Raw genomic sequence first — 14,251 nt, 5'->3', positions numbered from 1 at the left:
GTCAGGCCGAGCAGCCGGTCGGGGTCGGCCTCGCGGGCGGTCAGCAGGCCCTCCAGCCGTCGCCGGGCCTCGGAGGGCGCGGTCCCGAGCACGCGTACCGTCTCGAATCCATCCGGCTCCGCGTCCCGTCCGGTGAGCACGACGCCGCAAGGAGTGTTCCGCGCCCATGCCAGGAACTCGGAAGGTCGGGTGGATTCGAGTTCCTCGATGCCGTCCACGATGAGCACGAGCGCGCCCGCATGACCGCGGCGTGCGCGTTAGTGGCGGACAGCCCGTACTCGGCGCCCAGGGCGCGCGTGACCCACCGTTCGGACTGCGGCAGCCCGCTGACGAGGACTTTGCCTTCTGCTTGCCGCCGCCACCCGGCGTCAGGCCGGTCGCGGCGGCGCCGTGGCCGGCGGCTTCGAGTGAGTCGGTCTGCTCGATCGTGCCGGCGGTCTCCACGACCAGATGAGCCCGATGGCCTCGACTACCTTGCGTAAGTAGGTGCGCCCGTGAGCAGGGGTTCGCCGCCGTGCCGGATCAGGCGTACGGAGGTGAGCCCGTGTGCGGTGGCGTGTTCGGCGATGCGTTCCGCGGCGGCGGTGACGAGTTCCGGGGCCATGACTTTGGGCTGCGACCGCCAGCTTTGGTCCGCGAGAGTGGAGACGTAGCAGTAGTCACAGGCCAGATTGCAGCGGCTGTGCACTTTCAGGAGGAGTTGCCGGAAGGGGCGGGGGCGCCATCCGTTGTCCAGCAGTTTGGTCACGTCGAGAGTGTCGGGCCACTCTCGCGGCGGATCCTCCCCCAGGTAGGTCAACGTGGAAACTCCCCGCGCCGCCGGAAATATCCGAGTGAATCACGATGCTAGCCGAGTCATGCCCAATTGTGGAGAACCACGAAGGTGCCAGGCATGATCGGCCGTCGCTTTTCGGTCGGTCATTCGTTGAGCGGCGACCGGCCTTTTCACTGGAGGCGGCTTTCGCCGAGCGGGATGATACGGGGCCCGGTGGTCCTTTCTCCGGTGCCGCGACAGGGCCGCGGTGCGGGCGGCTGGTGCGGGGTCCGTGCGGGCCGTCCCGTCCGGAGGCCCGCAGACCCCACCACTCACACCGCGACCCTGTCGCTTCCGTACGAGGACCGATCGCGCATTAGCGCAGCTCGCTCGGCCACCACCAGCGGCCGTCGTTCCTCTCCGGCTCGTTCTCGACCTCTTCCTCTGGCGCTTCGACTTCCTCGCGCTCGACCTGCAGCGGCTGCACCCGCTCGTGGCGGTGGTGGCGCAGCTCGTGGCGGCGGTTCTTGTTGTGGTTGCGGTTGTGGATGATCACCCGGATCCGCGGCATGTGGAACCGCGGGTTGTGGAGAATGGGCTTCTCCTTGGGCACGTGGCGGACCTTGGTGACGTGGCGCACCGGCGCCGCCGGAGCGGGCGGGCCGCCGGCCTGAACGGTGTGGAAGCCCGCGCTGGCGGAGGCCACACCCTGGGCCAGCGGAAGGAAGATGACGCTGGAAGCGGCGGCGGCCACGGCCAGCATCGCGTACCGTCCGCGGCGGGACATGTTGGTATTCACTGCACTCGTTTCCTTGCCTGGATAAATTGGCCAGAATCCGGCACCCGCACTTTTGTCGGGACACCTAGACGCAAGCAGACGTACCCATGCAGATGTTCTCAGTTACCTCCTTAAACCCAAACAACCCGTCAAAACCCACAGATTGCATTCAATAACACGACGCCCACCGGCCCCCAGACGAGGTTTCTGGGGGCGAGGGCTACGAGCTTTCGGGTGGCGGCAGGGGCGGGGGTACGGGGAGCTGCGGGCTGCAGGACTGCGGGGCCACGACGAGGAGGCGGTGCCCGTAGGGGCGGCGTTCGCGCCAGTGGGCCGGCAGCGCGGGCACGCCGGGGTCCGAGTCATGGTGCGAGCCGGGCTCTGATGGCTTGTCGAGGTCTCGAGGCAGGTCGAAGTCGCGAGATAGGTCGAGGTCTCGGAGTGACCGGGATCGCGGGGTGGGCCGCAGTTGGGCCGACGGTGGCTTGAGGCCGCGCCCAAGGAGCAGGCCGGCCGTGGGCTGGGGTCCCGCTCAGGGAGCAGGCCGGCCGTGGGAGGTCCGGCCGACCGTGAGCAGCCGTGGAAGGTAGGCCCAGCCGTGGGAGATCCGGCCGACCGTGAGCAGCCGTGGAAGGTAGGGCCGGCCGTGGGTAGTAGGGCGGGCCGTGGCTGTGAGGCGGGCTCAAGGGCGTGGCGCGGGCTGCGGTCCGAGGGCAAGCGCAGATTGTGGCGCGGGCTGTGGTCCGAGGGCAGGCGCAGGCGCAGGGTTGTGGCGCGGGCGGGGTCGAAAGCGGGCCCGGCTGCGGCACGAGACGCGCTCAGGGGGCGGGCCCAGGTAGCAGCGCGGGACGCGATCGGAAGTGGGCCCGGGGGTTACGGTGCGCGACGCGGTCGAAAGCGGGCCCAGGTTGCTGGGGCAGGCAAGCCCGGGCAGTAGGACCGCGCAGGCAGGGAGAAGCGGTGGTCCACCCCCAGGTGGAAGCGGTCAGGTGGCGTCGTGGTGGTGGCGGACGGGGCCGGGCTCCTCTCGGCGCTGGTGCGGTACGGCGATGTCCGCACCCCGCGGCCCCAGGTAGGGGTCTGTGGCGCGCAGGCCGGCCGTGGCGACGACGCGGCTGACGTCGCTGGGTGTGATGAGGCCGAGGAGGCGGCCGGTGGGGTCGAGGACGACGGCGCGCCCGTCCGTGCTGCGGCCCATGCGCTGGAGCAGGTCGGTGAGCTGCTCGTCGGGGCGTGCCTTGGGCACCTCGTGGGCCGGGCAGGCGATGTCGCTCAGCCGCGTGACGGCGCGGTCCTGGGGAAGGACCTGGCGGATGCGGTTGAGCGTGACGAGTCCGGTGAAGGTGCCGTGCCCGTCGACCAGCGGGTACGTGGACAGCCGGTGCCGCAGCACGACCCGGTCGATGAGGCCGGCCACGGTTTCGTCGGGGTGGGCGGTGATGGGGTTGCCGGACATCACGTCGGCCACGCGCAGCCCGTAGAGGGCGTGGCCGAGCTGGGTCTGCTGCTCCTCGGCGGTGGCGGCGTTCACCAGGAACAGGCCGATGAGGGCCAGCCAGAACCCCTGGAACCCGAGCCCGGCGAGCACCTGGATGAAGCCGAGGGCGATGAGCACGTACCCGAAGACCCGGCCGGCACGGGCGGCGGCGACGGCCGCCCGCGTACGGTCGCCCCAGCGCGCCCACAGCGCGGCCCGCAGCACGCGTCCGCCGTCGAGCGGCGCGGCGGGGATGAGGTTGAAGATGGCGAGCAGGACGTTGACGGCGGCGAGGTACCAGAAGACGCCGGCCAGCAGCGGCGTCCCCAGAGCGGCGTCGGCGAGCAGCGCGATGGCCCCGGAGACCACGCCGACCAGCAGGCTCGTGAGCGGCCCGACGACCGCGATCTTCAGGTCGGCGCCCGGCGTGCGCGGCTCGCCGCGCAGTTCGGCGACGCCGCCGAGCAGCCACAGGGTGATCTGCGCGACGTCGATGCCGTGGCGGCGCGCGGTGACCGCGTGCGCCAGTTCGTGGGCGAGCAGCGAGGCGAGGAACAGCACGGCCGCGACCAGCCCGGCCAGCAGGTAGACCGCCGGGGATCGCCCGGGGAAGACGGCCGGGAACCGCCCGAAGGCCAGCCCCACGACCAGGATGACGACGATGACCAGCACGCTGATGTTGAGCCCGACCCGGACCCCGGCGATGCGGCCAAGAGGAATCGAGGAGCGCATCTTTCCTCCCGCGGAATGGCTGTCGCCGTCCCTTACCCTCAGGGCAGGAAAGGTCACCTGCGCTCCGCGGGGGTGCGGCTACTGCTCGGGCGGGCCGGTCCTGGCCGTTGGCGGGGTGTCGCGGCCCTCGACGTCGGTGCCGGGCCCGTGACCGTCTCCGTGGCCGTCGCCGCTGGAGAGGCGGATCCTCTCGCCTCCGTACGCGCGGCTCATCTTGATCCTGAGCTTGCCGAGCGGCCCGCGCGCGACCTTGGGCGGCACGCCGTCGCCGTCCGGCCCCGACGGCAGCATCGGGACGGGCTTCTTGCCGAGGACGTGCGCCTCGATGTCCTCGGACGGCGGCGCGTGGACCTCGATGAACTCACCGTGCGGCAGCCGCTGGATGACCCCCGACTCGACGCCGTGCGAGACGACATTGGCGTCGGAGCGCTGCAGGCCGAGGCAGATCCGGTACGTGATCCAGTAGGCCAGCGCGGGCCCGATGAAGATGAGCGCGCGGCCGGCGTACGTCGTCCAGTTGAGGCTGACGTGGAAGTGGGTGGCGAACAGGTCGTTCGCGCCGAGCAGCCACAGGACCCCGTAGAACGTGATGGCGGAGATGCCGATCGCGGTGCGGTGCGGGTTGTTGCGGGGCCGGTCGGCGATGTGGTGCTCGCGCTTGTCGCCGGTGACCCACTGTTCCAGGAACGGGAAGAGCACGAGCCCCGTGATGATCAACCCGAGCGGCACGAGGGCCGGGATGAGCACGCTCAGCGGCAGTGTCCCTCCGGCGGTGCCGAAGAGGTTGATCTCCCACGGTGGCATGAGCCGCAGCGAGCCTTCCAGGAAGCCCATGTACCAGTCGGGCTGGGAACCGGCGGAGATGTCGGCCGGTGAGTACGGGCCGAAGAGCCAGATGGGGTTGATCTGTGCGAACGTCGCGAGCCCGCACAGCACCGCGAGCGTGAACAGCAGGAACGCGCCCGACTTGCCCATGAAGGCGGGGTACAGCGGCGAGCCGACCACGTTGCGCTCGGTACGTCCCTTGCCCGGCATCTGGGTGTGCTTCTGCACCCACATCAGTACGAGGTGAGCGGTGATGAGCGCGAGCAGGATGCCCGGGATGAGCAGGATGTGCAGGGCGTAGAAGCGCTCGATCACGGTCTCGCCGGGATACTCGCCGTCGAAGAGGAAGAACGACAGGTACGTACCGATCAGCGGAATCGACTGCAGCACGCCCTGCGTGATGCGCAGACCGGCGCCGGACAGCAGGTCGTCGGGCAGCGAGTAGCCGGTCAGGCCCTCGAACAGCGACAGCGTGAACAGGCCGATGCCGATGAGCCAGTTCAGCTCGCGCGGCTTGCGGTAGGCGCCGGTGAAGAACACCCGCAGCATGTGCACGACCAGGCTCGCCACGAACAGCAGGGCCGCCCAGTGGTGGATCTGCCGCACCAGCAGGCCGCCGCGCACCTCGAAGCTGATCTCCAGCGTGGACGCGTACGCCTCGGACATCTGCACGCCGAGCAGCGGCGCGTACGGGCCGTCGTAGATGACGTGACCCATGCTGGGACGGAACCAGAAGGTGAGGAACGTGCCGGTCAGCAGCAGGATGATGAACGTGTAGAGCGCGATCTCGCCCAGCAGGAACGACCAGTGGTCCGGGAAGATCTTGCGCATGTTGCGCTTGAGGAAGGCGGCACCGCCGAGACGGTCGTCCAGGAACGTGCTCGGCCCGCTGATGAACTTCGGCGGTGTCTCCATCGATGGCCTCCCCCATAGCCGCGGCCCCGGCACCGGCGGGACGATCTCCGCCCCCGCGATCGCCTGCCCCACGCTGGAACTCCGGGGCGACTGGTTAGGCGGCTGCCCCCGATCGGCCCCGGGAAAACACAAGCACCAGCAAGGACTTCTCCGAACGGGCATCGGCAGGGCTCCCGCAGGCGCCCTCGGGAGTGGGGGTGGAAGGCCGGCGTCGCGGGCGGTCCGCGAGTGGGCACGGACGGAAGGCGGGGCGGTTCGCGGACGAGCGCGCGGCGCTGGGCCGGACGGTTCGCGGACGAGCGCGCGGCGCTGGCCGGGGCGGTTCGCGGCGGGCGCTGCGGCCGGTTTGCGGGTACGTGTGACGGGCAGCCGCGCACTCATGAAACGCACACGCACGTTCACCAGGCGCACGCGACACCACCGCGCCCGCGCCCCGAGACGGCGGGGGCTGCTACTGGCGGGCGCCGCCGCGGCGGGAGCGACGGCGGCGATGGCGGCACGCGCGCTGCGGTCCCGACGCCCCGAGACCGTCCCCTGGTACGCGGTCACGGTCGAGGCCGACCCCGCCGCGCTGACCGGCAGGGACCGGCCGGACCTGCTCGCGAGGCTGGCCGAGCGGCACGAGATCCGTATCAGCCGCGCGCCGGGCGGGCGGGGCACGGAGATCGCGGTCCGCACCGCCGACGGCGCGACCAGGGAGCAGGTACGCGCGCTCAAGCAGCTCCTGGAGACCGGCGAGGTGCTGCGGGTCGAGGGCCAGCCGGAGGGCCGGCGCACGGCGTTCGGCCGCACCGCCGCTCCCGTCATCCGCCACCTGACGCGAAGGGGACCCCGATGAACGGCGCGCTGCGCGGAGGGAGGGCGAGGCGATGAAGGCGCTGTGCTGGACGGGCGTGAACGAGCTGACGGTCGAGGACGTCCCCGAGCCGCACCTGCTCAACCGCCAGGACGCCCTGGTCAAGGTGACCGCCAGCTCGGTGTGCGGCTCCGACCTGCACCTGCTGGACGGCTACGTCCCGGCGATGCTGGCCGGCGACGTGCTGGGGCACGAGTTCGTCGGCGAGGTGGTCGAGGTCGGCCCGGACGTGAAGGAGCGGCGGGTGGGCGAGCGCGTCGCGGTGTGCTCGATCCTGGGCTGCGGCCGCTGCCGCTACTGCCGCGAGGGCCTGTGGTCGCTGTGCGACAACACCAACCCGAACCCGGGCGTTCAGGAGAAGCTGAACGGCCACTCCAGCGCCGGGATCTTCGGCTACTCCCACGCCATGGGCGGCTTCGCGGGCAGCCACGCCGAGTACGTGCGCGTCCCGTACGCCGACGTCAACGCCTTCCCGGTGCCGGAGAACGTGCCGGACTCGAACGCGGTCTTCGCCTCCGACGCGGTGCCGACCGGGTGGATGGGCGCGGATCTCGGCCAGGTGGGGCCGGGCGACGTGGTGGCGGTGTGGGGGTGCGGCGGCGTCGGGCAGATGGCGGCGCTGGCGTCCCTGCGGATGGGCGCCGAGCGGGTGATCGCGATCGACCGGTTCCCCGAACGGCTCGGCATGGCCGCCGCGATCGGCGCGGAGCCGCTGGACTACGAACGGGCCGACGTGCTGGACGCGCTCAAGGAGATGACCGGCGGGCGCGGCCCCGACGTCTGCATCGAGGCGGTCGGCATGGAGAGCCACGGCACCGGCCCGCAGTACGTCTACGACCGCGCCAAGCAGGCGGTGCGCCTGCAGAGCGACCGCGGCCTCGCGCTGCGGCAGGCCGTGCAGGCGTGCAGGAAGGGCGGCACGGTGTCGGTGCTCGGCGTGTACGTCGGGATGGTCGACAAGTTCCCGATGGGCGCGCTGATGAACAAGGGCCTGACGATGCGCGGCGCCCAGCAGCACGGCCACCGCTACATCCCGATGATCCTGGACCGGATGAGCCGGGGCGAGATCGACGCCTCCCACCTGCTCACGCATCCGATGCGCCTGGACGACGGACCGGAGGGCTACGAGCTGTTCAAGCGGAAGCTGGACGGCTGCGTCCGCGCGGTCTTCCGTCCGTGACCTGCACCGATATTTCACACAATCTCATGAACTCGGGCGCGGTGGCGGCCATCGGATACAGGCGTGAGATTCTTCGTCACCCAGCTGTTCCGTTTCGCCTGGGCGGAGGCGCGGGCGTGCACGTTCGCGGTCGCCATGTTCGCGGGCCTCGCCGTCTCGTCGGTCGTGCCGCTGCCGATCCCGCGCTACGACGCGCTGCTGCTGTACGCGGTCGCGGTGACCGTCCTGCTGCGCCTGACCCGCTGGGAGACCGGCGCGGAGACCGCCGTCATCGCCGCTTTCCACCTGGTGGGGCTGGCGTTCGAGCTGTTCAAGGTACGGATCGGCTCGTGGAGCTACCCCGAGGACGCCCACACCAAGATCGGTGGGGTGCCACTGTACAGCGGCTTCCTGTACGCGGCCGTGGGCAGCTACGTCTGCTCCGCCTGGCGGATCTTCGAGCTGCGGCTGGTCGGCTACCGCACGGTGCCGACGACCCTGGTGGCTTCGGCCATCTACGTGAACTTCGTCAGCCAGCACTTCTCGATCGACCTGCGCATCCCGCTGGCCGCCGCACTGCTGCTCGTCACCTGGGGCACGGTCGTGCACTTCACCGTGGGCGGCCACCGCTACCAGATGCCGCTGGCGCTGTCGCTCGCGCTCATCGGGTTCTTCCTGTGGGTGGCGGAGAACATCGCGACCTTCCTGGGCGCCTGGCAGTACCCGCATCAGCAGGACGCCTGGCACCTGGTGCACCCGGCGAAGTTCGGGGCGTGGGCGCTGCTGGTCAGCGTCACGTTCGTGATGGTCGCCTCGTGGCAGGCGACCCGGGGGCGGCTGCACCTGCCCGCCGCGGCACGCGTGCGCGGATGGGCGACGCCGGTGCGCCGGGTACCCTCGTAAAGCGCGAGCCGTTTCGTCATCCCGTACGCGCAGCCGTCCCGTCCGCAGGCCCAACCGTCCGTACGCGAAACAGACCGACCGCGAAACCCTCCCCGTCATGAAGATCACTGCTTGCTCCATGACGCGAACCGTTCCGCGAACCCGCCGGCGGCCGCACACCCGCCGGCCCCGCGCCGTCCATCCGCGCGTCATATGCGTGCGGTATGTTGGGCGGGTTCTTCCGGATGCCACCGTCCGCGTGGCCCCAGGGCGAGGAGGTGAGGCTGCATGAGCAGTCAACCTCCTAGTCGCACTCACTGAGCAGCCGACATCCCCTTCTCCACCCGGCGCTGCCGCGTGCCCTCATGCCGTCGCGCGCGCCGGGTCGTCGCCCTTTGAGTACGTTCCGGAGGTCCACCGATGATGTCCGACTGGCGTTCACGCGTTCTGCGTCCCGTACGGCGTATCGCGGCTCCGGCCGTCAAGGCAGAGCCCGAGCGCAAGCCCGCGCCCGAGGAGTCGATGGATCCGCACGGCCGCCGCCCTGCCCGGCGCGACGGCGTGCGGGTGCTCGACGGCCAGGTGCTCGACGCCGCCCTCTACCGCGACGGCCGGCGTCTCGACAGCCCGTCGTCCCCCGCCGACGTGCGCGCCCGGCTGCGCGACGAGCCGGGCACGATGGCCTGGATCGGCCTCTACCAGCCCGACGAGGAGCATCTGGAGGTGCTCGGCAAGGAGTTCGGGCTGCACGAGCTGGCCATCGAGGACGCCGTCGTCGCCCATCAGCGCCCCAAGCTGGAGCGCTACGGCGACACCCTGTTCGTGGTGCTGCGCGCCGCCCGCTACGACGACGCCGCCGAGCAGGTGGAGTTCGGCGAGATCCACCTGTTCTGCGGCCCCGATTTCGTGCTGACCGTCCGCCACGGCAACGCGCCCCCGCTGCACGCGGTGCGCGAGCGCATGGAGGCCGACCCCGCGCTGCTGGCACGCGGCTCCGAGGCCGTCCTGTACGCCGTGCTCGACCACGTCGTGGACGGCTACGCCCCCGTCGTCGCCGGTCTGCAGAACGACATCGACGAGATCGAGACGCAGGTGTTCGGCGGCGACCCCGGCGTCTCGCGGCGCATCTACGAGCTGTCGCGCGAGGTGATCGAGTTCCAGCGGGCGACCAGGCCGCTGCTCGCCATCCTCGACGGCCTGACGGCGGGCTTCGACAAGTACGGCACCGAGGAGGAGCTGCAGCGCTACCTGCGCGACGTCGCCGACCACGCCACCACCGTGGCCGAGCGGGTGGACGGCTTCCGCCAGATGCTGGCCGACATCCTCACCGTCAACGCCACCCTCGTCACGCAGGCGCAGAACGAGGAGATCAAGCACATGACGGAGGCCAGCCTGGCACAGAACGAGGAGATCAAGAAGATCTCCTCGTGGGCCGCCATCCTCTTCGCGCCCACCCTCATCGGCACGGTCTACGGCATGAACTTCGAGCCGCCGAACATGCCCGAGCTGCGCTGGACCTACGGCTATCCGTTCGCGCTCGGGCTGATGGCGCTGACGTGCCTCAGCCTGTACGTGATCTTCAAGCGGCGCGGCTGGCTCTGACCCCGGCCGGACCCGCTCACACGCCCTGGCTCAGGGCGGCGATCACCGTGATGAGCGCGATCGGCCCCAGGATCGCGGTGTTCACGATGACCGCGCTCTGGCCGGGCAGCACGCGGGCGAGCGCGGTGGAGGCGACCTGCCGCACCTTGCCCGCGCCGGGCAGCGCGAACAGGCCGATCGTGAACGCCCCCGCCGCCAGCGACTCGGCGTGGCTCGCGTTCAGCCAGCCGGTCATGTGGAGGAGCGTGCCGGCGACGATGCCGAACGCCAGCGACAGCAGCAGGTGGCCGACCGTCACGAGCGCGGCCCTGGTGAGGTCTTCGCGCTCGTCGTCGAGGTAGTGGCCGGCGATCCGCAGCGCCACCGAGAGCCCTGCCGCGATCAGGCCGATGGTGACCGGCCTGAGCACGGTGATCGAGGCCAGCATGATGAGCACGAGCACGCCGGAGAAGTCGCTGCTCTTCAGGAATCTGCGCAGCTCGAACGGCTCGCGGGGCGGCGCGGGGCGCGGCGGCTCTGGCTTGTCCTCGTGAACGGTGGGGGCCGCGGTGGTCGCGGGGTGCGCCTGCTCGTGGACGCTCGTGGCGTAGGTGACGGGCGGCAGCAGGTCGGAGACGGCGTCCTGGCCGGCGGGCATGGTGAGCGTGCGGTCGTACGCCGGGGTGGCGGTGGGACGGCGGCCGTCGGGGTCGAGCGCGGCGGCCATGCGCGCGAGCTCCCGCGCGGTGGGCCTGGCGGCGGGGTCGACGTCGAGCGCGCGGGTGAGCCAGCCGCGCAGCCAGCCGGGCGCGTGCTCGGACTGCCAGCGGCCCTCCATGGTGTTGAAGCAGACCGACTCGAACGTGCCCGTGCCGAACGGCGGCAGCCCCGTGGCGGCGAAGAACACCGTCGAGGCGAGCGCGTGCACGTCGGCCGCCTGGGTGATCAGCGACTCGCGGATGATCTCGGGCGCGAGGTAGCCCGGCGTGCCGACGAACATCCCGGTCTGCGTCAGCCGGGCCGAGTCGACGAGCTGCGCGATGCCGAAGTCGATGACCAGCGGCTCGCCGTCGACCAGCATGACGTTGGACGGCTTGAGGTCACGGTGGATCACCCCGGCCGCGTGGATGTCCACCAGCGCCTGGCACAGGCCCTGGGCGAGCCTGACGACCTCATGGGGCTTCAGCGGACCGTCGCTCAGCACGGTGTCCTCGAGCGTGCGGCCGTCGGCGAAGCGCGTCACCACGTACGGGCGGCCGCCCGCGATCTGGGCGTCGATCACCTCGGCGACGTAGCGGCTGCGCACCCGGCGCATGGTCTCGACCTCGCGGATGAGCCGGTCGCGCGCCTTGAGGTCGGCGGCCACGTGGGGGTGCAGCACCTTGATCGCGACATGCAGGCCGGCGGGGTCGAGCCCGAGGTGGGCGACGCCCATGCCGCCCTCGCCGATCTTCCTGAGCACCCGGTAGGGGCCCAGCATGTCCTGCGCCTGCGTGCTGCTCGTTCCCGAGGTCATCCTCCGCCTTTCCCCGTCTGGGCGCGCCTGCTTTCTCACCCGCTCCAACGCTCCGGCGGGTGCTTGAGGTTTCCGCCATCGCTCCGGCGTCGCCGCGATGCCCATACCGTACGGGCTTTCCGGCGGCCGGGAGCCCGCGTACGTATTTCTTCCGGGTTATTGACGAAATTCCAGGGATATCGGCAGACTCTCCGGCATGTCGCGCGGCGGCCGCCCCCGCCCCCGCGACCGGGAGCTGGGCCGGGTCTGGATGCGGGACACGTACGTGAACTGCTTCATCGTGCGCGGCCGCCCGCTCTATGTCGCCACCGGCACCACGCGGGTGCCCGGCCTGCAGGCGGCCGCGCCCTGGAACGACGGCATCTTCGTGTGGACCGCGCCGTCCCTGCGCGGCCCGTGGCGGCTGGTGGACACCACCCGCATCAGGCCCGGCGCGGAGAAGGGCAAGGTGTGGTCGCCCGAGTTCGTGAACGAGAACCGCGAAGGGCGCACGGTGGTCGCGCCCTGGCAGGAGTACTGGAGCGACGAGCGGTTCGGCAAGCGGGGTCAGGTGTGGGCGCCCGAGGTGCACTGCTTCCGCGGTAAGTGGTACATCGTGGCGTGCATGGGCGACCACTCCCGCAAGGTCGGCTCGTTCCTGCTGGTCAGCGAGGGCGGGATCGAGGGGCCGTACCGGCTCGCGGAGGGCAACCTGGACAAGCCGTTCGGCGAGTCCTTCATCGGCGGGCCCGACTTCATCGAGCCGGGCGCGTACCACCACATCGACGGCAGCACCCGCCACGCCTACGACCCACCGGGCCCGGGCCGGACGCAGTACCAGTACGACGCGGTGGTGGCGGTCGCCGACCGGTTCGAAGGGCCCTACTCCAAGCGGTGGACGCTGGGCGTCGGCGCGGGGCACAACAACCTCTTCCGCGACCACGCCGGGCGGTTGTGGGCGACGTTCTTCCGCAACCCGAACGCCGGCTACTGGGCCGACCCCTCCCGCACCGGCGACGCGGCCGTGCCCGGGGTGGTGCGGCTGGAGTGGACGGGGCCGCGCGGCGACCGGCTCTACGTCCAGCGCCGCCGCGGCCACTGAGACCGCCGTCCAGCCTCTGCTCTACAGCCTGTAGAGTACGTGGAGATCTTCCAAGGAAAGGGGCGAAAGGTGCTGCGCTGGTTCCGTGTCGCGGCGGTGGCCGAGGCGTGCTCGTGGGCCGGGCTGCTGGTCGGGATGTTCTTCAAGCACGTGACCGAGACCAGCGAGCTCGGCGTCAAGATCTTCGGGCCGATCCACGGCGCGCTGTTCGTGCTCTACGGCCTCGGCGTGCTGCTCTCGGCGCGGGAGGCGGGCTGGGGCCGGGGCACGGTGGTGCTCGGGCTGGCGTGCGCGGTGCCGCCGTTCACCTCGATCTGGTTCGAACGCCGCATGGCCGCCCGCACCCCGCAGCCGGCCTGACGCCACCTCTGGGGTGTACCGCGCCCCGGCATGACCGCTGAGGCGCAGAACACCGACTCAGCCGCCGACCGCGACCTCAGCCACCGACCGCTACCTCAGCTGCCGACCGCGACCGGGTGCCCCCTGCGGCCGGTCTCCCGCCGTTGCTGCGCGCGTTCGACGTGCCGCTTCAGCCGCGCCAGGTCCTGCCGCAGCTTGTGGCCGGGGTCCGCGCCGAGGAGCTTGGCGATGGCGTGCCCGGCGGCGCCCACCACCGGGTTGTACGTGAACCGCACCTGCACGCGGGTCCTGCCCCGCCCCCTGTCCACCAGCCGCAGCGACCCGGTGTGCGCGATGAGCTGGCCTTCGGTGGACTTCCAGGCGATCTCCTTGCCTTCGTCGCGCTTGGTCTCAGTGGCGTCGAAGCGGATCGGCACACCGGCCGGGCCCTTGATCATCCAGTGCGAGAGCCCGCCGTCGGGCGAGCGGCGCACCTCGTACACGTCGGGCATGACCTCGGCGAACACCGAGTAGTCGCTCACCAGCTTCCAGATGGCCTCGGGCGGCGCGGTGATCTCGACCGCCTCCGCCACGTCCACCGCGCGCCTGCCGGCGTTGATGCCGGTGAGGCGGCGCAGCGGCAGGTTCGTCAGCGCGCGTGCGGCCACGGCGGCGCCGGCCGCGCGCACGATCCAGGCCAGCGGGCCGGGCAGGCGGCGGGAGGCGGTCAGCGCGTACGCGGCGGCCAGCCCGGCGCCGAACCTGGCGGTCGGGGACCAGCGCTGCTGCCGCAGTTCGGGAACGGGTTCGCGGGGCCGGCCCCGGCCCTGCAACGTCGGCACGCCGGACGGGTCGATGTGCGGGATCCAGCGGGCGTCGACCGCCTTCACACCCGGAATGCGCCGCACCGCCTTCCTGGCGTGCTCCTCCTCTTCGGCGAGCAGGTCGCCTTCCAGCGTCACCACGTGATCGTGCACGGAGACGCGCACGGCGTGCGGGTGGCTGACATGACGGCCCAGCTCGGCGCGTACCCGCTCCGACAGCACCCGGTCGTCGGCCGAGCGGCCCGCGATCCGGTAGCGCAGCTCGGCGCCCGCTCCCCGTCCGCGGTTGCCCAGGTCGCGGCTGAGCACGGCCGCGCCGTCGCGCATCTCGTGCGTGGCGTGCGCCGCCTTGTCCCGTACGCGCGCCCTGCGGGCCCGTCCCCTCGCGGGGTCCAGCAGGTACGCGGCCGCGGCCCCCGCGCAGGCTCCCACCCCGGCCGCCTTGAGCAGGCTGGGCAGGCGTGACGGCCCCGCGGTCTCGTCCCGAAAGGTGCTCATGACTCCCCCAGTTCGCACCGGCTTGATGCTGCTG

12 protein-coding genes are annotated in these 14,251 nt (G+C 71.4%); 6 read left to right on the top strand and 6 right to left on the bottom strand.

Features of this window, described 5'->3' with window-relative positions; genetic code table 11:
* Positions 1-469: 469 nt before the first annotated feature.
* From ACFMQL_RS26185 to ACFMQL_RS26170, 4 genes are all read right to left on the bottom strand, one after another.
* Positions 470-748, bottom strand: a complete 279-nt coding sequence (locus ACFMQL_RS26185; RefSeq protein WP_364055796.1) for a hypothetical protein — start codon at positions 746-748, stop codon at positions 470-472.
* Between the two features lie 382 nt (positions 749-1,130).
* On the bottom strand, positions 1,131-1,553 hold the full coding sequence (locus ACFMQL_RS26180) for a hypothetical protein (RefSeq protein WP_378787482.1): 423 nt from the start codon (positions 1,551-1,553) through the stop codon (positions 1,131-1,133).
* Between the two features lie 964 nt (positions 1,554-2,517).
* On the bottom strand, positions 2,518-3,741 hold the full coding sequence (locus tag ACFMQL_RS26175; protein WP_364055802.1) for a site-2 protease family protein: 1,224 nt from the start codon (positions 3,739-3,741) through the stop codon (positions 2,518-2,520).
* A gap of 78 nt (positions 3,742-3,819) precedes the next feature.
* Positions 3,820-5,481 carry a ubiquinol-cytochrome c reductase cytochrome b subunit gene (locus ACFMQL_RS26170; RefSeq protein WP_364055805.1) on the bottom strand — a complete coding sequence of 554 codons (1,662 nt, stop codon included), beginning with the start codon at positions 5,479-5,481 and terminating at the stop codon, positions 3,820-3,822.
* 379 nt (positions 5,482-5,860) lie between these two features.
* Here ACFMQL_RS26170 and ACFMQL_RS26165 point away from each other — a divergent pair, with 379 nt between their 5' ends.
* The 4 genes from ACFMQL_RS26165 (at position 5,861) to corA (ending at position 9,980) form a co-directional block, all read left to right on the top strand.
* Entirely contained in the window at positions 5,861-6,319 is a 459-nt protein-coding gene (locus ACFMQL_RS26165) for a hypothetical protein (RefSeq protein WP_378787480.1), read from the top strand.
* A gap of 31 nt (positions 6,320-6,350) precedes the next feature.
* Complete coding sequence (locus ACFMQL_RS26160; protein ID WP_364055811.1) at positions 6,351-7,517, top strand: zinc-dependent alcohol dehydrogenase; 1,167 nt, start codon at positions 6,351-6,353, stop codon at positions 7,515-7,517.
* Positions 7,518-7,580: 63 nt separating this feature from the next.
* Positions 7,581-8,399 (top strand): DUF817 domain-containing protein, encoded by an 819-nt coding sequence (locus ACFMQL_RS26155; protein ID WP_378787476.1) that lies wholly within the window; start codon positions 7,581-7,583, stop codon positions 8,397-8,399.
* A 402-nt stretch (positions 8,400-8,801) separates the two neighbouring features.
* A complete protein-coding gene (gene corA / locus ACFMQL_RS26150) occupies positions 8,802-9,980 on the top strand; it encodes a magnesium/cobalt transporter CorA (RefSeq protein WP_378790209.1) in 1,179 nt (392 codons plus the stop codon).
* A gap of 16 nt (positions 9,981-9,996) precedes the next feature.
* Here the strand turns inward: corA and ACFMQL_RS26145 are convergent, their stop codons facing one another.
* Positions 9,997-11,475, bottom strand: a complete 1,479-nt coding sequence (locus tag ACFMQL_RS26145) for a serine/threonine-protein kinase (RefSeq protein ID WP_378787475.1) — start codon at positions 11,473-11,475, stop codon at positions 9,997-9,999.
* 196 nt (positions 11,476-11,671) lie between these two features.
* On the opposite strand from ACFMQL_RS26145, the gene ACFMQL_RS26140 reads away from it, so the two are divergent.
* Both ACFMQL_RS26140 and ACFMQL_RS26135 read left to right on the top strand, forming a co-directional pair.
* Positions 11,672-12,556: a hypothetical protein gene (locus ACFMQL_RS26140; RefSeq protein ID WP_364055822.1), complete on the top strand. Its 885-nt coding sequence runs from the start codon at positions 11,672-11,674 to the stop codon at positions 12,554-12,556.
* Between the two features lie 69 nt (positions 12,557-12,625).
* On the top strand, positions 12,626-12,916 hold the full coding sequence (locus ACFMQL_RS26135) for a DUF3817 domain-containing protein (RefSeq protein ID WP_364055825.1): 291 nt from the start codon (positions 12,626-12,628) through the stop codon (positions 12,914-12,916).
* 95 nt (positions 12,917-13,011) lie between these two features.
* Here the strand turns inward: ACFMQL_RS26135 and ACFMQL_RS26130 are convergent, their stop codons facing one another.
* Positions 13,012-14,217 (bottom strand): SRPBCC family protein, encoded by a 1,206-nt coding sequence (locus ACFMQL_RS26130; protein WP_378787473.1) that lies wholly within the window; start codon positions 14,215-14,217, stop codon positions 13,012-13,014.
* Between the last annotated feature and the right edge of the window lie 34 nt (positions 14,218-14,251).

It is taken from the genome of Nonomuraea fastidiosa, from assembly GCF_042751225.1.
GTDB classification, from domain to species: domain Bacteria; phylum Actinomycetota; class Actinomycetes; order Streptosporangiales; family Streptosporangiaceae; genus Nonomuraea; species Nonomuraea fastidiosa.
The sequence above is the reverse complement of the archived record's forward strand: the minus strand, read 5'-3'. Positions and strand labels throughout refer to the sequence as shown.